Origin of the sequence: Streptomyces sp. yr375 (genome assembly GCF_900110755.1) — a bacterium.
Taxonomy (GTDB): Bacteria; Actinomycetota; Actinomycetes; order Streptomycetales; family Streptomycetaceae; genus Streptomyces.
Window position 1 is genome coordinate 126841 of sequence record NZ_FOFF01000002.1, and the last position, 17940, is coordinate 144780.

Consider the following 17940-nt stretch of genomic DNA (forward strand, 5'->3'; position numbering starts at 1 on the left):
TCATCCCTCCCGCGCCGCCGCGCACACCGCGCGCGCGATCCGTGCCACGTCCGCGTCACCGGTGACGTACGGCGGCATCGTGTACACCAGATCGCGGAACGGCCGCAGCCAGACGCCCTCCCGTACGGCCGCCCCGGTCGCCGCCCGCATGTCTACGGCGTGGTCGAGCTGCACGACCCCGATGGCGCCCAGGACGCGGACGTCCTTGACGCCCGGGATCTCGCGAGCGGCGGCCAGTCCGTCCCGCAGACCCACCTCGATCCGCTTGACCTCCGCCAGCCAGTCCTGCCCGAGCAGCAGCTCGATCGAGGCACACGCGACGGCGGCGGCGAGCGGGTTGCCCATGAACGTCGGCCCGTGGGCCAGCACCGGCACCTCGCCCCGCGAGATCCCCTCGGCCACCCGGGAGGTGCACAGCGCCGCCGCCATCGTGAGATAGCCGCCGGTCAGCGCCTTGCCGACGCACATCACATCCGGCGTCACCGCCGCGTGCTCCGCCGCGAACAGCGCGCCCGTACGCCCGAACCCGGTGGCGATCTCGTCGAACACCAGCAGCACGCCGTGCGCGTCGCACGCCTCGCGCAGCACCCGCAGATACGCGGGGGAGTGGAACCGCATCCCGCCCGCGCCCTGCACCACCGGCTCCACGATCACCGCGGCCAGTTCGTCCGCGTGCCGCTCGATCGCCGCCCGCAACCCGTCGGCGTACGCCTCCTCGTACTCGGCCGGCGGCGGGTCCACGAAGACCTGCCGGGGCAGCACGCCGGTCCACAGGTCGTGCATCCCGCCCTCGGGGTCGCACACGGACATCGGCTGCCAGGTGTCCCCGTGGTAGCCGCCGCGCCAGGTCAGCAGCCGCTGCTTGGCCGGCCGGCCCAGCGAACGCCAGTACTGAAGGCACATCTTCACCGCGACCTCGACCGACACCGAACCCGAGTCGGCGAGGAACACATGCTCCAGACCGTCGGGCGACATGTCGACAAGGAGCTTCGCCAGGCGTACGGCGGGCTCGTGCGTGAGCCCGCCGAACATGACGTGGCTCATCCGGCCGAGCTGCTCCCGCGCGGCCTCGTTCAGCACCGGGTGGTTGTAGCCGTGGATCGCCGACCACCAGGACGCCATCCCGTCGACCAGCTCGCCCGAGCCGTCCGCGAGCCGCAGCCGCACCCCGCTCGCCGACTCCACGACGAGCGGGTCCACCTGCCCGGGCATCGGCCCGTACGGATGCCACACATGCCGCCGGTCCAGCTCCAGCAACCGGGAGACGGGCAGCCTCGGTTCGGGCAGCTCAGGCATTGGGCGCGAGATCGGTGCCGGCGCCACGGCGGCGCACGGCGACCAGGTCGGTCCGGGCCTCGTTGACCCCCGAAGCGGCAGCCGGAACGGCCGCCGCCGGGGCGGAACCGCACACCCCGCCGCCCTCGTGCGACCCGCACCCGGAGTCCGCGTGCGACCCGCACCCGCCCCCGGCCGCGTGGGACCCGCAGCCCCCGCCCGCCGTCACCCGGTGCTCCGGCAGGGTGATCTCACCCGCGCCCTCCACCTCGAACCCGGCGTCCGCGATCATCTCCAGGTCGGCCTTGCCCGCCTGGCCCTCGGTCGTGAGGTAGTCGCCGAGGAAGATCGAGTTGGCCAGGTTCAGGGCGAGCGGCTGCATGCTGCGCAGATGGACCTCACGGCCGCCCGCGATGCGCACCTCGACGTCCGGGCAGACGAACCGGACCATCGCCAGGATCCGCAGACAGCGCTGCGGGGTGAGGTTCCACTCCTTGGCCAGCGGGGTGCCCTCGACCGGGATGAGGAAGTTGACCGGCACCGAGTCGGGGTCCAGGTCGCGCAGCGAGAAGACCACGTCCACGAGGTCCTCGTCCGTCTCGCCCATGCCGGCGATCAGCCCCGAGCACGCCGACAGCCCCGCCGCGTGCGCCTTCTGCACCGTGTCCACCCGGTCGGCGTACGTGTGCGTGGTCGTGATCTCGCCGTACGTCGACTCGGACGTGTTCAGGTTGTGGTTGTAGGCGTCCGCGCCCGCCTCGCGCAGCCGCTCGGCCTGGCCGTCGGAGAGCAGGCCCAGACAGGCGCAGACCTCGACGCCCTCGTTCTGCTCCTTGATCGCCTTGATGGTGCCCGCGACCCGGTCCACGTCCCGGTCCGTCGGACCGCGCCCGGAGGCCACCAGGCAGACCCGCTTGGCCCCGCCCGCGAGCCCCGCCGCGGCGGCCTGGGAGGCCTCGTCGGGCTTGAGCCAGGTGTACTTGAGGATCCCCGCGGTGGAGCCGAGCCGCTGGGAGCAGTACGAGCAGTCCTCGGGGCACAGCCCCGACTTGAGGTTGACGAGATAGTTGAGTTTCACCCGTCGGCCGAACCAGTGGCGGCGCACCTTCCCGGCCGCGGCCACCACGTCCAGCACGTCGTCGTCGGAAGTGGCCAGGACGGCCAGAGCTTCCTCGCGGGTCGGCAGCTCGCGCCGAAGCCCCTTGTCCACCAGCGTGTTCAGCAGGTCCATGAGAGCCGATCCTGTCCTAAACACCCGCTCCGGGCCAAGGTAGGGATCGCACAACACACCCGCTTCGACGTGTGGGTATCGCCACACAGTGGGCGGCGGGCCGGGCCGCTAGTGTCTGTCCGCTACCTACAAAAGCCAAAAGCCCCGGAGGACCCATGGCGTTCGGCTGGATCGACGAGCAGGCCCAGGCGCGCCGCCGGGCCGGACTCGTACGGACGCTGCGGCCCCGCCCGGCCGACTCGCCGCTCCTCGACCTCGCGAGCAACGACTACCTGGGCCTGGCCCGGCATCCCGAGGTCGTCTCGGGCGCCGCCGCGGCGGCCCGGACCTGGGGCGGGGGCGCGACCGGCTCCCGGCTCGTCACCGGCACCACCGAGCTGCACGCCGAGCTGGAGCGGGAACTCGCGGAGCACTGCGGGTTCGAGGCGGCCCTCGTCTTCTCCTCCGGGTACGCGGCCAACCTCGCCGCGGTCACCACGCTGGCCCCGCACGGCTCGCTCATCGTCTCCGACGCGGGCAACCACGCCTCGCTCATCGACGGCTGCCGACTGGCCCGCGGCACCACCCAGGTCGTCGGGCACGCCGACCCGGACGCCGTGCGCAAGGCGCTCGGCACGCACGAGGGCCCGGCCGTGGCCGTCTCCGACACGGTCTTCTCGGTCGACGGCGACGCCGCCCCGCTGGCCGCCCTCGCCGCCGCCTGCCGGGCGTACGGCGCGGGACTGGTCGTCGACGACGCCCACGGCCTCGGCGTGCTCGGGGACGGCGGACAGGGCGCGCCGTACGCGGCGGGTCTCGCGGGCGCGGACGACGTCGTCGTCACGGTCACGCTGTCGAAGTCCCTCGGCAGCCAGGGCGGCGCGGTGCTGGGTCCCGCGCGCGTGATCGACCACCTGGTCAACGCGGCCCGGACGTTCATCTTCGACACCGGTCTGGCCCCGGCGGCGGCGGGCGCGGCGCTGGCCGCCCTCCGGCTGCTGCGCGCGGAGCCGCAGCGCGCTCAGCGCGCGCGTGCGGTGGCGGGCGAGCTGTACGCGCGGTTGACGGCCGTGGGTCTGGAAGCGGTGCGTCCGGACGCCGCGGTCGTCTCCGTGCGGGCGCCGTCCCCGGAGACGGCCGTGCGGTGGGCGGCGGACTGCCGGTCGGCAGGCCTGGCCGTGGGCTGCTTCCGTCCTCCCTCCGTGCCCGACGGCATCTCACGCCTGAGGCTGACCGCCCGCGCGGACCTCTCCGGGGCCGAGCTGGAACGCGCTGTACGGGTGATCGACGAGACCCGACCCTGAGCCGGTGCAGTCGGCGTGGTCGGCGTGGTCGGTGGGCTCAGTGGAACGTGGCCGTGAAGCCCGTCCAGCTCTCGGGGGAGAAGAGCAGGGCGGGTCCGGCCGGGTCCTTGGAGTCGCGTACGGCGAGCAGACCGGCCCAGGGGCCGTGGGCCGGCCGGGCGGTCTCGACGCAGTTGTTCGCTCCCGTGCTGTAGCTGCTGCGCAGCCACCGCATCGGCGGGAGAGCGTCGGGACCGGTAGGGGAAGGTACGTTCCGCGGTGCTGCGGACATGGTGCCTCCTTACGCGCCGCCTGCCAGCGCGGCGATGTATTCCGATGAGTCCCCGGGCGAAAGGGCTTGCGCCCGAAGGGCGTTGAAGGCCTCGGTGTAGGCCTGGAGGTCTTCTTTCCGCTCGAGATGGAGGCTACTCATCAAGTGGTCAAGAACAACCACGTCCAGATCGGAATCGCGCGAAAACGAGAAGATAACGAAAGGGCCGGTCATCCCGATATGCGCTCCGGCGGCGAACGGCAGCACCTGGAGCCGTACTTGGGGCAGCCGGGCGGCCTCCACGAGCCGGTCGAGCTGCCGCGCCATCACCTCGGGCCCGCCCACCTCGCGCCGCAGCACCGCCTCGTCCAGCACCGCGCACAGCTCCAGCGGCGGCCGGCCGCGCAGCACGTCCTGGCGGGCCATCCGCACCGCCACCAGGGTGTCGAGCTGCGCCTCGTCGATGCCCTCCACCGCGGCCCTGGTCACCGCGCGCGCGTACTCGGGCGTCTGCAGCAGGCCCGGGACCACGGTCGTCTCCAGGGTGCGCAGCGCGCTCGCCTGCGACTCCAGGCTGATGAAGTCCCGGTAGGCGGGCGGCAGCACCCCGCGGTAGGCGTGCCACCAGTGGTCGCGGCCACCGCTGCCCTCGGCGCTCGCCAGCGCCAGCATCAGCTCCCGCAGATGCGGATCGGCCACTCCGTAGGCGTCGAGAAGTAATCGCACATCGGCCGGTTTCGATCCACTGGTGCCGGTCTCGATGCGGCTCACCTTGGACTGGTGCCAGCCCACCAGCCGGGCCGCCTCACCACTGGTGAGTCCCGCCCGGGTGCGCAGCGTGCGCAGTTCGGCGCCCAGCTTGCGGCGACGTACCGCGGGACCGTGTTGCACAGGCTCCTCCTTCTTACTCCTTACGGGCCGCACTCCTCACGGGCCGTAATCCCTACGAGCCGCCCGAATACGCTCTGCCGTCGCAGAGTTCACCGCATCGAGCGACAGATATATGCATATCTTGGTGGATCGCCACCCGTGACCGGTGCGGTGATGGCAGTCTGGCGAAGAAGCAGCCAGTCCGGGACCGTACTCGAACCACACGCACCGTGTCGGCCTCGGTCCCGTGGGAAAGGGACGACGTCGCCATGGCAGATCACCTGGAAGCATCCGTCACTCTGCCGAGCGATCCCGCCTCGGTCTCCACGGCCCGCGGCTTCGTGGCCGGCACCCTCGGGGAATGGGGTCTGCCGGCGGACACGGAGGCGGCCGACACCGTCCGGCTGATCGTCTCGGAACTCGCCACCAACGCCGTACAGCACACTTTCGGGCAGTCGCCCACCTTCACGGTGGACCTCGTCCTCGAGCGGGACGAACATCTGCGCATCGGCGTCACCGACAGCCACCCGCGCTTCCCCCAACGACTGCCGGCCGCCGTCCAGCAGGACAACGGCCGAGGCATGGTGATCATTCGCTGGCTCACCGCGGAGTGCGGCGGCAAGCTGAGAGTGCGGCCCACGAGGGAGGGCGGCAAGACGGTCATCGTGGAACTGCCGTGGACGGTCCCGACGGCGGTTCCCACGGCGGTTCCCATCGCGGAGCCGGTGGCGGGAGCCGGAGCCCTGACTGCTCCGGCCGCCCCGGCGGAGGGCGACACCCCGGGGCGGTGACGGCGCGTCAGGGACGCCGGCACCATCCCGGGAGATTCGGCGGACCTAGCGGACCCGGCCGTACCAGACGCTCTTGGTCCAGATCTTCTGCAGCTTCACCACGTCTCCGGTCTTCGGCGAGTGCCAGATCTTGCCGCCGCCCGCGTAGATCCCGACGTGGTACACGTTCGAACCGGAGTGGAAGAACACCAGGTCGCCCGCCTTACGGCCGGACGCCGAGATGTGCTTCGTCTTGTTGTACTGCTGGGCCGCCGTCCGAGGCAGGCTCTTGCCCGCCTTCTTGTACGAGTACAGGGTGAGCCCCGAGCAGTCGAACCTCTTCGGCCCGGTGGCCCCGTACTTGTACAGAGCACCCTTCTTAGATGCCGCGACCTGGAGCGCCTTCGTCGCCGGTGTGGCGGCCGCGGCGTCGGTGGCGAGCCCCGGTACCACGACCGAGCCGCCCACGGCGGCGATGGCGAAGGCCGAGGCCGTACCGGCCCGGACCATGAGCGACGGGACACGATTGAGCGCAGTCATGCGCAACCCTTCGTCAGCCGCCTGTGAAGGATGACCTGTCGGATTCGGGCTGGCGAAGTTGCCCGGCCGCTCACGCGGCTTCACCCCAAGGGCTGCTCGGCCCGGTCATGGCGTGACCGTTCCGGCGACCCGTCGTGCTTGGGTCCTCCACTCCTGCCGATGCACTTCTGTCGACCGGTCATCCGAGCGGCGGCAGGACTCGGCGTCCGCCCGGACCGCCCCGCCTCTTGTGGCGGGGGCTTGTCGTCAGTCAGGGATCTTGACTCACCGATGTCCGAAAATCCCAATGGAACCGGGGATTTGTGGGGTTACTCACCACTCACCCGTTCGGGTGGACACCCTGATGGCCGATCAGGTGTCAAGGTCGCCAAAGGTCGCCAAAGGCCCCCGGACCAGGGGCGGAGCCCCTAATTCCGCCCGAATCGTTCTCTTTTCCGCAACCTCTACCGGCCTGCGGAGGCAGCGCACGCTACGCCGAACAGGGGTACCTCCACTGGTTCGTTTCAACTCCGGGCCGGACGGCGCGGCCGGACGACCCGCTCGGGGCGCGGCCGTCCGGCCCGGAGCCGGGCCGCGTCAACTGTCGGAGAGCGGAGGGACCGTGACGCGCGCCGTACGACGCTCCCCGTCGAGGACGCGCAGCGCCCGCGCGAGCGTCGGCGCGTGCAGTTCGTTCTCGCCGCGCTGGTGCATCAGCGTCAGCGCGTCGCGCAGCGCGGTCGCCTTCCCCACCAGCGCCTGGGCGGCGCGCAGTCCGCGATACGTGTCCCCGTGGTGGGCGGGGTTGATCCGGCCCAGCAGGTCGACGACGTCGAGGTAGCCGTCGATCAGCTCGGCCTCGGCGCGGGTCAGCGCGGGCAGCGGCGGCAGTTCGGGCACCATCGGCGGCTCACCTCCCGTCCGGCGTGCCGGTCGACGTCTTGCGGCTGGTGATGATCTCGTCCACCAGGCCGTACTCCACGGCCTCCTGGGCGGTGAGGAACCTGTCCCGCTCGATGTCCGCGGTCACCTGCTCCGGGGTGCGGCCGGTGTGCCGGACGAGCATCTCCTCCAGGGTGGCCCGGGTGCGCGCCAGTTCGGCCGCCTCGATGGCGAGGTCGCTGGCCTGCCCCTCGATGGGCTCCGGCAGCGAGGGCTGGCGGATCGTCAGCCGCGCGCCCGGCAGCGCGAACCGCTTGCCCGGCGTGCCCGCCGCCAGCAGCACCGCGGCGGACGAGTCCGCCCGGCCCAGGCAGGTCGTCGCCACGTCACAGGTGACGTACCGGATCGTGTCGTACAGGGCCGTCATCGCGCTGAACGAGCCGCCCGGGGAGTTGATGTACAGCGCGATGTCCCGGTCCGGGTCCTTGTGCTCCAGATACATGAACTGGGCCATCACGTTGTTCGCCGCGGTGTCGTCGACCGGCGTCCCCAGAAAGACGATCCGCTCCTCCAGCAGCTTCGAGTACGGATCCATCGTGCGATGCCCGAAGCTCGTGCGTTCGGTGAACTCGGGCAGGACATAACGGGCGGACGGCGGTCGATTCATGGAAGCCCCTCCTTCGTGTGTCTGTAAAAAATGTACAGGATGTACGTGACGTTAGAATGGGGGTATGGCCTACGAGATTCCGGTGACGCAAGCCAGGGCTGAGCTCGCCGACCTGATCAACCGCGTGGTGTACGGCGGTGAGCGCGTCGTCGTGACCCGGCACGGCAAGCCCCTTGTCGCCCTCGTCTCCGCCGCCGACCTGGAGCGACTCGACGAACTGGACCGGCCCGCGGAACAGCCGGTGATCAGCACGGTCACCGCCGTACGCGAGGTCGCGTCCGCTCCCCGCGAACCCCACCGGTTCGGCATCACGGCAGAACACCGGGGGGCGAGCCCGTCGTAGACACGGCGGCGACACGGCCCGGGGCCTCCGTGACGGATGGCGCCGGCGCCGGTCCCTCGGCGGCGGCCGGCCTGGGCGCGCCGGTCCGGCGCGTTTTGAGCGTGGCTGCGCGGAGGGCGGTCGTGCGCGGAGGGCTGGCCGCCGAGACGCGCTCGAAGCAGGGTCGCGCCGCTGCCCGGCGGCAGCGCCGGGCGGATCACCGCATTCACCGCGTCCGGGTCACCGCGTCCGGGTCACCGCGTCTGGGTCGCCCCGTCCGGGTCACCGCGTCTGGGTCGCCCCGTCTGGGTCGCCCCGTCCGGGTCACCGCGTCTGGGTCGCCCCGTCTGGGTCGCCCCGTCCGGGTCACCGCGTCTGGGTCGCCCCGTCTGGGTCGCCCCGTCCGGGTCACCGCGTCTGGGTCGCCCCGTCTGGGTCGCCGCGTCTGGGTCGCCGCGTCTGGGTCGCCGCGTCCGGGTCGCCGCGTCTGGGTCGCCCCGTCCGGGTCACCGCGTCTGGGTCGCCGCGTCTGGGTCGCCGCGTCCGGGTCGCCGCGTCCGGGTCGCCCCGTCCGGGGCGCACCCGGACCGGGTCCTGTGGCGTCGGTTGTGTCGAGGCCCGGGTGCCTGGCGGGCCGCCGCGTTCCTCGCCGCCGAGCCGGCCGCGATCCCGGGGAGGGTCGCGGTCGGCTCGGCGGCGGGCGGGACGTCCACCGTGTTCGCCGGGGTGTCGCCGCCTGCCGCGCGCCGGAACGGCCGGGGAGCGACCGGACTCGTGGCCGGGGCGGCCGGCGGCTCGGCCCACCGGCCGGGGCGAGAACCGCGCCGTATACGGTCCGGTCCTCGGCGGGGTCACCGGTGCCGCTTCGTCGGCGTGGTGAGGGCGGCCGAAGGCTTCGCCGTCTTCCGTGGCCGCGTCCCGTGCCCAGTTGGTGGCGGGGGTCGGCAGGGCGTGTCCCGGGCTCACCTCGACACCGGTCGCCCCCGGATCGTCGTCGGCTCGGTGCCTGCCGGGGTGTTGGGGCGACGCCGTCCGACGTGCCCGAGGCCGGGCGGCGCGCAGGGTGGTCGCCGTCGTGCCGGGCTTCGGCGGCGCGCCGTCGGTCTTGCGGCCGGGGCGGGCCGGTGTCGTGGGAGCGAATCGATCACAGCTCGGTTAACTTGCCTGAAATGCGGTCCAACTAGCCTGCCGGTCCATGCCACCAGGGGCTTTTCCTCGTGGCCGCGGCAACCGGGCCCCGCACGGCCTGGAGCGAGGATGTGAGGTGGGACGTGCAACTGACCCCGCACGAGCAGGAGAGGCTGCTGATCCACGTGGCGGCCGACGTCGCCGAGAAGCGTCGGGCCCGTGGGCTCAAGCTCAACCACCCCGAGGCCGTGGCCCTCATCACGTCGCACATCCTCGAAGGCGCGCGTGACGGCCGTACCGTCGCCGAGCTGATGTCGTCCGGCCGCAAGCTGCTCACCCGCGACGACGTCATGGAGGGCATCCCCGAGATGATCCACGACGTCCAGGTCGAGGCCACCTTCCCGGACGGCACCAAGCTCGTCACCGTCCACGACCCGATCGTCTGAGGAGGCCTCGATGATTCCCGGCGAGATCCTGTTCGCGGACGAGCCCGTCGTCTACAACGAGGGCCGTGACGTCACCCGGCTCACCGTCCTCAACGCCGCCGACCGGCCCGTCCAGGTCGGCTCCCACTACCACTTCGCCGAGGCCAACCCGGGCCTGGACTTCGACCGCGCCGCCGCGCGCGGCAAGCGGCTGAACGTTTCCGCCGGCACCGCCGTGCGGTTCGAGCCCGGGATCCCCGTCGACGTCGAACTCGTCCCCCTCGCCGGCGCCCGCGTCGTGCCCGGTCTGCGCGGGGAGACCGGAGGTGCCCTCGATGCCTGAGATCTCGCGTGCCGCCTACGCCGACCTGTTCGGCCCGACGACCGGCGACCGCATCCGGCTCGCCGACACCGACCTGCTGATCGAGATCGAGGAGGACCGCTGCGGTGGCCCCGGACTCGCCGGCGAGGAAGCCGTCTTCGGCGGCGGCAAGGTCATCCGTGAGTCCATGGGGCAGTCGCGCGCTACGCGCGCAGACGGCACCCCCGACACCGTCATCACCGGCGCGGTCATCGTCGACCACTGGGGTGTGGTCAAGGCCGACGTCGGCATCCGCGACGGGCGGATCACCGGCATCGGCAAGGCCGGCAACCCCGACACGATGGACGGCGTTCACCCGGACCTCGTCATCGGCCCGGAGACCGAGATCATCGCCGGCAACGGGCGGATCCTGACGGCCGGCGCGGTCGACGCGCACGTCCACTTCATCTGCCCGCAGATCGCCGACGAGGCGCTGTCCTCGGGCGTCACGACGCTGGTCGGCGGCGGCACCGGGCCGGCCGAGGGCTCGAAGGCGACCACCGTGACGCCCGGCCCCTGGCACCTCGCGCGCATGCTGGAGGCGATGGAGCAGTACCCGCTCAACATCGGCTTCCTCGGCAAGGGCAACACCGTCTCGCAGGACGCGATGCTGTCGCAGATCCGCGGCGGCGCGCTGGGCCTGAAGCTGCACGAGGACTGGGGCTCGACCCCGGCCGTCATCGACGCCTCGCTGACCGTCGCCGACCGGACGGGCATCCAGGTCGCCATCCACACGGACACGCTGAACGAGGCCGGATTCGTGGGCGACACGCTCGCCGCGATCGCGGGCCGCGGGATCCACGCGTACCACACCGAGGGTGCGGGTGGCGGGCACGCGCCGGACATCATGACCGTCGTCTCGGAGCCGCACGTGCTGCCGAGTTCGACGAACCCGACGCGGCCGTACACCGTGAACACCGCCGAGGAACACCTCGACATGCTGATGGTGTGCCACCACCTCAACGCGGCGGTCCCGGAGGACCTGGCGTTCGCCGAGTCCCGGATCAGGCCGTCGACGATCGGGGCCGAGGACGTCCTGCACGACCTCGGCGCGATCTCGATCATCTCCTCCGACGCGCAGGCCATGGGCCGGGTCGGCGAGGTCATCATGCGGACCTGGCAGACGGCGCACGTGATGAAGCGGCGCAGGGGCGCGCTGCCCGGCGACGGCCGGGCGGACAACCACCGCGTACGCCGGTACATCGCCAAGTACACGATCAACCCGGCGCTCGCGCAGGGCCTGGCCCGTGAGATCGGCTCGGTCGAGAGCGGCAAGCTCGCCGACCTGGTGCTGTGGGAGCCGGCGTTCTTCGGCGTCAAGCCGCACCTCGTCGTCAAGGGCGGGCAGATCGCGTACGCGCAGATGGGCGACGCCAACGCCTCGATCCCGACCCCGCAGCCGATCCTGCCGCGCCCGATGTTCGGCGCGATCGGCCGGGCGCCCGCCGCGAACTCGTTCAACTTCGTGGCGCCCCTCGCGATCGAGGACGGGCTGCCGGAGCGGCTCCAGTTGGGGAAGAAGTTCGTCGCCATCGAGTCCACGCGGGGCGTGACCAAGGCGGACATGCGGGAGAACGACGCCCGGCCGCGCGTCCAGGTCGACCCCGACAGCTTCGCCGTGCACATCGACGGGGAGCTCGTCGAGGCGACTCCGGCCGCCGAACTGCCCATGGCCCAGCGCTACTTCCTCTTCTGATGGGCAGGGCAGCGCTGCTGGTCCTGGCCGACGGCCGGTTCCCCGCCGGCGGGCACGCGCACTCCGGCGGGGCGGAGGAGGCCGTCAAGGCCGGCCGGATCACCGGTGCGGCGAGCCTGGAGGCCTTCTGCCGGGGCCGGCTGCACACGGCGGGACTGGTCTCCGCGGCGCTGGCCGCGGCGGCGGCCGCCGGGGCCCACCCGGCGGAACTGGACGCGGCGGCGGACGCCCGTACGCCGTCCCCGGCGCTGCGGACGGCCGCCCGCAAGCTGGGCCGACAACTGATGCGGGCCGCCCGGTCGACCTGGCCGAGCCCCGAACTGGGCGCCCTGGCACGGGAGTTTCCCAAGGGCGCCCACCAGCCGGTGGTGCTCGGCCTGACCGCGCGGGCGGCCGGGCTCGGCGCGGCGGACGCGGCGTACTGCGCGGTCTACGAGAGCGTCAGCGGACCGGCGACCGCCGTGGTGCGGTTGCTGAGCCTGGACCCGTTCGAGGCGACGGCGGTACTGGCCCGGCTGGCACCGGAGTTGGACCAGGTGGTCGACCGGGCGGTGACGGCGGGGACGGCCGTCCCGACGGCCGGGACCGACGTACTGCCGGCGGCGTCCGCGCCGCTGCTGGAGATCGGGGCGGAGGTGCATGCGGCATGGCCGGTACGCCTGTTCGCCTCCTAGGCCCTGCCCCCGCCCCTCGGCACCCCCTGCTGCCGGGAACCCTTCTGCGAGACACGTTGGAACAGGAGCCGCACCATGCATCTTGACCACTCCCACGACGGCCCGGCCGCGGTCGGCGCCGACGCCCGGCGCGCCGACGGTTCACGGCGGGCGATGCGGATCGGGCTCGGCGGGCCCGTCGGGTCCGGGAAGACCGCCACCGTGGCCGCGCTCTGCCGCGAGCTGCGGGACGCGCTGTCGCTGGCCGTCGTCACGAACGACATCTACACGCGCGAGGACGCCGAGTTCCTGCTGCGGGAGGCCGTGCTGCCGCCCGAGCGGATCACGGCCGTCGAGACGGGCGCCTGCCCGCACACCGCGATCCGCGACGACATCTCCGCCAACCTCGAAGCCGTCGAGGACCTGGAGGACGCCGTCGGACCGCTCGATCTCATCCTGGTCGAGTCCGGCGGCGACAACCTGACCGCGACCTTCTCCAAGGGGCTCGTCGACGCGCAGATCTTCGTGATCGACGTGGCCGGCGGGGACGACATCCCGCGCAAGGGCGGGCCCGGCGTCACCACCGCCGACCTGCTCGTCGTCAACAAGACCGACCTCGCGCCGTACGTCGGCTCCGACCTCGCCAGGATGGCCGCCGACGCCAAGGCCCAGCGCGCCGAACTCCCCGTCGTCTTCCAGTCGTTGCGCGGCGACAGCGGTGTGACCGACGTCGCCGCGTGGGTGCGGGCGCAGCTCGCCGCCTGGACGGCGTGACATGGGCGGTGTGCACGCCACCGCGCGGATCCGGGCGCGCGCGGACGGCCGCGGGGGCACCGCCCTGCCCGTGCTGGAGAGCGACGGGCCGCTCGCGCTGCGGCGCACCCGGGCGCACGGCGGCGAGGCGCGTGTCGTGCTCGTGGGGGCGATGAGCGGCCCCCTCGGCGGCGACCGCTTCGCCGTCGAGGCGGCCGTCGGACCCGGTGCCCGGCTGCACGTCGGGTCGGCCGCCGCCACCATCGCGCTGCCCGGACAGGTGAAGGACGAGGCCCACTACGACGTACGCCTCACCGTCGAGGGCGACGGTGAACTGCACTGGCTGCCCGAGCAGTTGATCTCGGCGAAGGGCAGCGACCTGTTCGTCGCCACCCGGGTCGACCTGGCCGCCGAGGCCCGGCTCGTGCTGCGCGAGGAGCAGGTGCTCGGGCGGGTCGGGGAGGAACCGGGCCGGCTCACCAGCCGGCTGGCCGTGCGGGTCGCGGGGCGGGTCGTCCTCGACCAGGAACTGGCCTGCGGGCCCGGCGCGCCCGGCGGCTGGGACGGGCCCGCCGTCCTCGCGGGACACCGCGCCGTCGGTCAACTGGTCGTCGTGCGGCCGCAGTTCGCGGAGCAGCGGGTGGCGGCCCGGATGGTCGGGGAGCACGCCTGCGTCATGCCGCTGGCCGGGCCCGCCGCCCTCGTCACCGCCGTCGCGCCCGACGGGCTGCGGCTGCGCCGGGCGCTGGACGAGGCGCTCGCCGCGCTCGCCGTGCTCGGCGACCGGTGAGCGGTAGCTTCCTCTCCGGTTATCGGATTGGCAAAGAAGGTCAACCACACCTGTTCTCAGGCACCGCACAGCCGCGAGGATCCCCCTACTGACCATTAACAACGCAGGGGGAGTGCCCACTTGAGGGACATTCGACCGAACAAGCGGACCGCCGCGCTCGGCTCGGCCGGCGTGCTCGTCGCCGCGACACTGCTCGCCGGCGCCGTCGCGGCGCCCACCGCGAGTGCGGCCGGCGGCCGTTCGGGGCAGGACCGCGAGGCGCGCGGCGCCGCGCTCGCCGCGGAGCGGGCCGGCAAGGCCGGCATCAACTGGCAGGACTGCCCCGCCGACTGGGGCCTCGAGAAGCCGATCCAGTGCGGCTGGGTCACCGTGCCGCTCGACTACGCCAAGCCCAACGGCAAGAAGATCAAGATAGCCGTCGACCGCATCGGCAACACGGGCACGGCCAAGGAGCGTCAGGGCGCGCTCGTCTACAACCCCGGCGGCCCGGGCGGCTCCGGCATGCGCTTCCCGCGTCGTGTGACCACCAAGGCCCCGCTGTGGACCAACGTGGCCAAGGCCTACGACTTCGTGGGCTTCGACCCGCGCGGCGTCGGCCACTCCGCGCCCATCTCCTGCGCCGACCCGCAGGAGTACGTCAAGGCACCCAAGGCTGACCCGGTCCCCGGCAGCGAGGCCGACAAGCTCGCGCAGCGCAAGCTCGCCCGCGCCTACGCGCAAGGCTGCGCCGCGCGCAGCGGCAAGGCCGTCCTCGCGCAGATGACCACCCCGAACACCGTCCGCGACCTGGACGTCGTCCGCGCCGCCCTCGGCGAGAAGAAGCTCAACTACCTGGGCGTCTCCTACGGCACCTACCTCGGCGCGGTCTACGGCACGATGTTCCCGGGCCACCTGCGCCGCATGATCGTCGACAGCGTGGTCAACCCGTCCCGCGAGAAGATCTGGTACGAGGCCAACCTCGACCAGGACGTCGCCTTCGAGGGCCGCTGGCAGAACTGGCAGGACTGGGTCGCCGCCAACGACGCGACCTACCACCTCGGCACGACCCGCGCCGCCGTCCAGGCCAAGTGGGTCACCCTGCGCGCCGCCGCGAAGAAGAAGCCCCTCGGCGGGGTCGTCGGCCCGGCCGAGCTGATCTCCTTCTTCCAGAGCGCCCCGTACTACGACTCCTCGTGGGTCCCGGTCGCCACCGCGTTCAGCAAGTACTTCGCCGGGGACACCAAGGCCCTCGTCGACGCCGCCGCCCCCGACCTGACGGACAAGGCCGGCAACATCGCCTCGGAGAACGGCAACGCCGTCTACACGGCCGTCGAGTGCACCGACGCCAAGTGGCCCACCAGTTGGGCGAAGTGGGACCGGGACAACACGGCGCTCCACAAGAGCCACCCGTTCATGACCTGGGCCAACGCCTGGATGAACCTGCCGTGCGCCACCTGGCCGGTCAAGCAGCAGACCCCGGTGGAGGTCAGGACCCACCAGGGCCTGCCGCCGGTGATGATCGTGCAGTCCACGAATGACGCGGCCACCCCGTACGACGGCGCCGTCGAACTGCACAAGCGCTTCAAGGGCTCGCGCCTGATCACCGAGAAGGGCGCCGGCTCCCACGGCGTCACCGGCCTGGTCAACACCTGCATCAACACCCGGGTGGACGCCTACCTCCTCACCGGCAAGCTGGACACCGCCGACGTGACCTGCGCGCCGCACGCGATACCCAAGCCGTAACCGCCGCCCCGAGGGGCGACAGCAGCGAGGGGCGACCGGATCAACCCGGCCGCCCCTCAAGCTTTCTGACGGACTGTCAACTGACGGACCGGCGATGGAAGTTGCCGGCGGACTGTCAACGCAGCGGTAAGCGGGGGAACTTGCGTTCCTTCTCCGCCTTCGCCGCCCTGGCCGCGGCCTCCTCCGCCTTGGCGACGGCCGCGTACTGGTCCACGTACTCCTGCTCGGACAGCATCAGGATCGCGTACATGATCTCGTCGGTGATCGCGCGCAGTACCGCCTTCTCGTTCTCCATGCCGAGGTAGCGTGAGAAGTCGAGGGGCTCGCCGAAGCGGATCTTCACCGGGTGCAGGGTCGGGATCACCTTGCCGGGCGGCTGCGCCTCGAAGGTGCCGATCATCGCGCACGGAATCACCGGCACCCGGCCCCGCAGCGCCATCACCGCGACGCCGACCTTGCCCTTGTAGAGGCGGCCGTCGTGCGAGCGGGTGCCCTCCGGGTAGATGCCGAGCAACTCGTCCTTGCCGAGCACCCCGAGACCCTCGCGGATCGCGGCCTGTCCCGCGTCCTTGCCGGAGCGGTCGACCGGGATCTGCCCCGCGCTGCGGAAGAAGGTCGCCGTCAGCCGGCCCTTGACGCCGGGGCCGGTGAAGTACTCGGCCTTCGCGAGGAAGGTGATGCGGCGCTTGAGGATCGCCGGCATCAGGAAGTGGTCGGAGAACGACAGGTGGTTGCCCGCGATGATGGCGGCTCCCGAGTCCGGCACATGCTCCAGGCCTTCGATACGCGGGCGGAAGAGCAGTCGCAGCAACGGCCCCAACACCACGTATTTCAGGAGGTAGTAGAACAAAGGAGTCGCTCCTCGTGTCCGGCGGATCGGCTCGCCGCCGTGTTCCAGCAGGTCAACCGGCATGGTGTGGGCTGTCAGTGTAGGGGCACCCACCCACACCCGGAACAGCGCCGACCGGCCCCCGCGCAGACCCCCGCGCCGGCCCCGCGCCACGCCCGTCCTCACAGCCGTACGACGACCAGGGCCGTGTCGTCGGTCGCGCCGCCGGGGGGCAGCAGTTCCAGCAGGACGGCGTCGGCGAGGGTCTCGGGGTCGGCCTCGCGGTGGCGGGCGAGGGCCTCGGCGAGGCGGTTGACGCCGGTGTCGATGTCCTCGTGGCGGCGCTCCACCAGCCCGTCGGTGTAGAGGGCGAGGGTGGCGCCGTCGGCGTAGGTGGTGCGGGCCTCGGGGCGGGGCACCGGGGTGGGGCGGGCGTCGAGCGGGGGGTCGGTGGCGCGGTCGAGGAACTCCACGCGGCCGTCGGCGTGGACGAGCACCGGCGGCGGATGCCCGGCGCTGCTGTACGTGATGGTGTGGTGGTCGAAGTCGATGAACGTGGTGACCGCGGTGGCCGACTCGGCGCCGTCCACGACGTTCGCGTACCGCCCGAGGACGTTCAGCGCCTCGGCCGGGCCCTCGGCGACCCGGGAGGCCGCGCTCAGCGCGCTGCGCAACTGGCCCATCACTCCCGCCGCCTCCAGACCGTGCCCGACGACGTCGCCCACCGAGACGCCCATCCGGTTGCCGCCGACGAGGTCGACCAGGTCGTACCAGTCCCCGCACACGTTGAGCGCGCCGACCGCCGGCCGGTAGCGCACCGCCGCCCGGTGGTGTCCGGCCTGCCGGCGGGCCGGCAGCATCGCCTCCTGGAGGGCGAGCGCCACCTCGCGCTCCCGGGCGTGCGCCAGCCGCAGCCGCTCGTTCAGCTCCTGTAGCTCCCGCGCGCGGGTGTACAGCTCGGCCTCCAGCACGCGCCCCCGGCTGCCGCCCCGCTCGCCGCCCCCGCTCCGGTTCCCGTTCCCGTCCGATCCCCCTCGGCCTCCGCCTCCGCTGCCGCCCGGCCCGCGTCGGCCGCGGGCCCGGATCAGCTCGGTGACCTCCTCCACCCGGTGCACCAGCAGCACCACCGACCCGTCCGGGCCGTGCACCGGCGCGTTCACCGGGCTCCAGTAGCGCTCGTCCCACTCGCCGGGGCGCTCGGCGGACTCGACGTCGTAGCGCTGGAGCGCCATGGTGTCCCGCTCGCCGGTGGCCAGCACCCGGCGCAGCGAGGCCTCCAGGTTGCGCATGCCACTGGCCGTCTGGTCGTTGGGGTTGTCGGGGAAGACGTCGAAGAGATGCCGGCCGATCATCTGCTCGCGCTTGCGGCCCGTCACGCGCAGGAACTCCTCGTTGGCGTCCGCGTACACCAGCTCGGGCGTCAGGAGCGCCACCATGCCCGGCAGGGCCTGGAACACCCCCGCGTAGTCGATCGCCGTGTCGTTCATGGCTCGCGCCCCATCCGCCGGTCTTGC

19 protein-coding genes and 1 riboswitch are annotated in these 17940 nt (G+C 72.5%); of the genes, 10 read left to right on the plus strand and 9 right to left on the minus strand.

The window, feature by feature from the left end; genetic code table 11:
* Together BMZ82_RS03050 and bioB are read right to left on the minus strand one after the other, a co-directional pair.
* Positions 1-1296 (minus strand): adenosylmethionine--8-amino-7-oxononanoate transaminase, encoded by a 1296-nt coding sequence (locus BMZ82_RS03050; RefSeq protein ID WP_177244357.1) that lies wholly within the window; start codon positions 1294-1296, stop codon positions 1-3.
* On the minus strand, positions 1289-2506 hold the full coding sequence (gene bioB, locus BMZ82_RS03055; RefSeq protein WP_093771340.1) for a biotin synthase BioB: 1218 nt from the start codon (positions 2504-2506) through the stop codon (positions 1289-1291). The genes BMZ82_RS03050 and bioB overlap by 8 nt, the downstream gene beginning before the upstream one ends.
* A 155-nt stretch (positions 2507-2661) precedes the next feature.
* Between bioB and BMZ82_RS03060 the strand changes: the two genes are divergently transcribed.
* Positions 2662-3789, plus strand: a complete 1128-nt coding sequence (locus tag BMZ82_RS03060) for an 8-amino-7-oxononanoate synthase (protein ID WP_093771342.1) — start codon at positions 2662-2664, stop codon at positions 3787-3789.
* A 37-nt stretch (positions 3790-3826) separates the two neighbouring features.
* Here BMZ82_RS03060 and BMZ82_RS03065 read toward each other — a convergent pair whose 3' ends face one another.
* Positions 3827-4060, minus strand: coding sequence for a DUF397 domain-containing protein (locus tag BMZ82_RS03065; RefSeq protein WP_093771344.1), 234 nt, complete (start codon positions 4058-4060; stop codon positions 3827-3829).
* A 9-nt stretch (positions 4061-4069) separates the two neighbouring features.
* Positions 4070-4930, minus strand: a complete 861-nt coding sequence (locus BMZ82_RS03070; protein ID WP_093771346.1) for a helix-turn-helix domain-containing protein — start codon at positions 4928-4930, stop codon at positions 4070-4072.
* 248 nt (positions 4931-5178) lie between these two features.
* Between BMZ82_RS03070 and BMZ82_RS03075 the strand changes: the two genes are divergently transcribed.
* Positions 5179-5700, plus strand: a complete 522-nt coding sequence (locus tag BMZ82_RS03075) for an ATP-binding protein (protein ID WP_093771348.1) — start codon at positions 5179-5181, stop codon at positions 5698-5700.
* A 45-nt stretch (positions 5701-5745) separates the two neighbouring features.
* On the opposite strand, the gene BMZ82_RS03080 is transcribed toward BMZ82_RS03075, so the two are convergent.
* The 3 genes from BMZ82_RS03080 to BMZ82_RS03090 all read right to left on the minus strand — a co-directional run bounded on the left by BMZ82_RS03080 (position 5746) and on the right by BMZ82_RS03090 (position 7747).
* Positions 5746-6219: a C40 family peptidase gene (locus BMZ82_RS03080; RefSeq protein ID WP_093771350.1), complete on the minus strand. Its 474-nt coding sequence runs from the start codon at positions 6217-6219 to the stop codon at positions 5746-5748.
* Positions 6220-6222: 3 nt separating this feature from the next.
* Positions 6223-6405: riboswitch (cyclic di-AMP (ydaO/yuaA leader) on the minus strand.
* A 390-nt stretch (positions 6406-6795) separates the two neighbouring features.
* Positions 6796-7101: a hypothetical protein gene (locus BMZ82_RS03085; RefSeq protein WP_093771352.1), complete on the minus strand. Its 306-nt coding sequence runs from the start codon at positions 7099-7101 to the stop codon at positions 6796-6798.
* Between the two features lie 7 nt (positions 7102-7108).
* Positions 7109-7747 carry an ATP-dependent Clp protease proteolytic subunit gene (locus BMZ82_RS03090; protein WP_093771354.1) on the minus strand — a complete coding sequence of 213 codons (639 nt, stop codon included), beginning with the start codon at positions 7745-7747 and terminating at the stop codon, positions 7109-7111.
* A 64-nt stretch (positions 7748-7811) separates the two neighbouring features.
* On the opposite strand from BMZ82_RS03090, the gene BMZ82_RS03095 reads away from it, so the two are divergent.
* The 8 genes from BMZ82_RS03095 (at position 7812) to BMZ82_RS03130 (ending at position 15597) form a co-directional block, all read left to right on the plus strand.
* Positions 7812-8090, plus strand: a complete 279-nt coding sequence (locus BMZ82_RS03095; protein WP_093771356.1) for a type II toxin-antitoxin system Phd/YefM family antitoxin — start codon at positions 7812-7814, stop codon at positions 8088-8090.
* A 1250-nt stretch (positions 8091-9340) separates the two neighbouring features.
* Positions 9341-9643 carry an urease subunit gamma gene (locus BMZ82_RS03100; protein ID WP_010988499.1) on the plus strand — a complete coding sequence of 101 codons (303 nt, stop codon included), beginning with the start codon at positions 9341-9343 and terminating at the stop codon, positions 9641-9643.
* A 10-nt stretch (positions 9644-9653) separates the two neighbouring features.
* Entirely contained in the window at positions 9654-9965 is a 312-nt protein-coding gene (locus BMZ82_RS03105; protein ID WP_093771358.1) for an urease subunit beta, read from the plus strand.
* The gene (locus BMZ82_RS03110) at positions 9958-11679 is read left to right on the plus strand and encodes an urease subunit alpha (RefSeq protein ID WP_093771360.1); all 1722 of its coding nucleotides are present in this window, start codon (positions 9958-9960) and stop codon (positions 11677-11679) included. Before BMZ82_RS03105 ends, BMZ82_RS03110 begins: the two co-directional genes overlap by 8 nt.
* Complete coding sequence (locus tag BMZ82_RS03115; RefSeq protein WP_093771362.1) at positions 11679-12353, plus strand: urease accessory protein UreF; 675 nt, start codon at positions 11679-11681, stop codon at positions 12351-12353. The genes BMZ82_RS03110 and BMZ82_RS03115 overlap by 1 nt, the downstream gene beginning before the upstream one ends.
* Positions 12354-12428: 75 nt before the next feature.
* Positions 12429-13106: an urease accessory protein UreG gene (ureG, locus tag BMZ82_RS03120; RefSeq protein WP_093771364.1), complete on the plus strand. Its 678-nt coding sequence runs from the start codon at positions 12429-12431 to the stop codon at positions 13104-13106.
* Position 13107: 1 nt separating this feature from the next.
* Positions 13108-13875 (plus strand): urease accessory protein UreD, encoded by a 768-nt coding sequence (locus tag BMZ82_RS03125; RefSeq protein WP_093771366.1) that lies wholly within the window; start codon positions 13108-13110, stop codon positions 13873-13875.
* Positions 13876-13995: 120 nt separating this feature from the next.
* Positions 13996-15597, plus strand: coding sequence for an alpha/beta hydrolase (locus BMZ82_RS03130; RefSeq protein WP_093771368.1), 1602 nt, complete (start codon positions 13996-13998; stop codon positions 15595-15597).
* Positions 15598-15712: 115 nt separating this feature from the next.
* Here the strand turns inward: BMZ82_RS03130 and BMZ82_RS03135 are convergent, their stop codons facing one another.
* On the minus strand, positions 15713-16447 hold the full coding sequence (locus BMZ82_RS03135; protein WP_093771370.1) for a lysophospholipid acyltransferase family protein: 735 nt from the start codon (positions 16445-16447) through the stop codon (positions 15713-15715).
* A gap of 161 nt (positions 16448-16608) precedes the next feature.
* Positions 16609-17913, minus strand: a complete 1305-nt coding sequence (locus tag BMZ82_RS03140; protein WP_093771372.1) for a PP2C family protein-serine/threonine phosphatase — start codon at positions 17911-17913, stop codon at positions 16609-16611.
* Between the last annotated feature and the right edge of the window lie 27 nt (positions 17914-17940).

Excerpts from the sequence above, each read along its gene's own strand:
- BMZ82_RS03050 (WP_177244357.1), bottom strand. The coding sequence starts at position 1,296 with ATGCCTGAGCTGCCCGAACCGAGGCTGCCCGTCTCCCGGTTGCTGGAG.
- bioB (WP_093771340.1), bottom strand. The coding sequence starts at position 2,506 with ATGGACCTGCTGAACACGCTGGTGGACAAGGGGCTTCGGCGCGAGCTG.
- BMZ82_RS03060 (WP_093771342.1), top strand. The coding sequence starts at position 2,662 with ATGGCGTTCGGCTGGATCGACGAGCAGGCCCAGGCGCGCCGCCGGGCC.
- BMZ82_RS03065 (WP_093771344.1), bottom strand. The coding sequence starts at position 4,060 with ATGTCCGCAGCACCGCGGAACGTACCTTCCCCTACCGGTCCCGACGCT.
- BMZ82_RS03075 (WP_093771348.1), top strand. The coding sequence starts at position 5,179 with ATGGCAGATCACCTGGAAGCATCCGTCACTCTGCCGAGCGATCCCGCC.
- BMZ82_RS03080 (WP_093771350.1), bottom strand. The coding sequence starts at position 6,219 with ATGACTGCGCTCAATCGTGTCCCGTCGCTCATGGTCCGGGCCGGTACG.
- BMZ82_RS03085 (WP_093771352.1), bottom strand. The coding sequence starts at position 7,101 with ATGGTGCCCGAACTGCCGCCGCTGCCCGCGCTGACCCGCGCCGAGGCC.
- BMZ82_RS03090 (WP_093771354.1), bottom strand. The coding sequence starts at position 7,747 with ATGAATCGACCGCCGTCCGCCCGTTATGTCCTGCCCGAGTTCACCGAA.
- BMZ82_RS03095 (WP_093771356.1), top strand. The coding sequence starts at position 7,812 with ATGGCCTACGAGATTCCGGTGACGCAAGCCAGGGCTGAGCTCGCCGAC.
- BMZ82_RS03105 (WP_093771358.1), top strand. The coding sequence starts at position 9,654 with ATGATTCCCGGCGAGATCCTGTTCGCGGACGAGCCCGTCGTCTACAAC.
- BMZ82_RS03110 (WP_093771360.1), top strand. The coding sequence starts at position 9,958 with ATGCCTGAGATCTCGCGTGCCGCCTACGCCGACCTGTTCGGCCCGACG.
- BMZ82_RS03115 (WP_093771362.1), top strand. The coding sequence starts at position 11,679 with ATGGGCAGGGCAGCGCTGCTGGTCCTGGCCGACGGCCGGTTCCCCGCC.
- ureG (WP_093771364.1), top strand. The coding sequence starts at position 12,429 with ATGCATCTTGACCACTCCCACGACGGCCCGGCCGCGGTCGGCGCCGAC.
- BMZ82_RS03125 (WP_093771366.1), top strand. The coding sequence starts at position 13,108 with ATGGGCGGTGTGCACGCCACCGCGCGGATCCGGGCGCGCGCGGACGGC.
- BMZ82_RS03140 (WP_093771372.1), bottom strand. The coding sequence starts at position 17,913 with ATGAACGACACGGCGATCGACTACGCGGGGGTGTTCCAGGCCCTGCCG.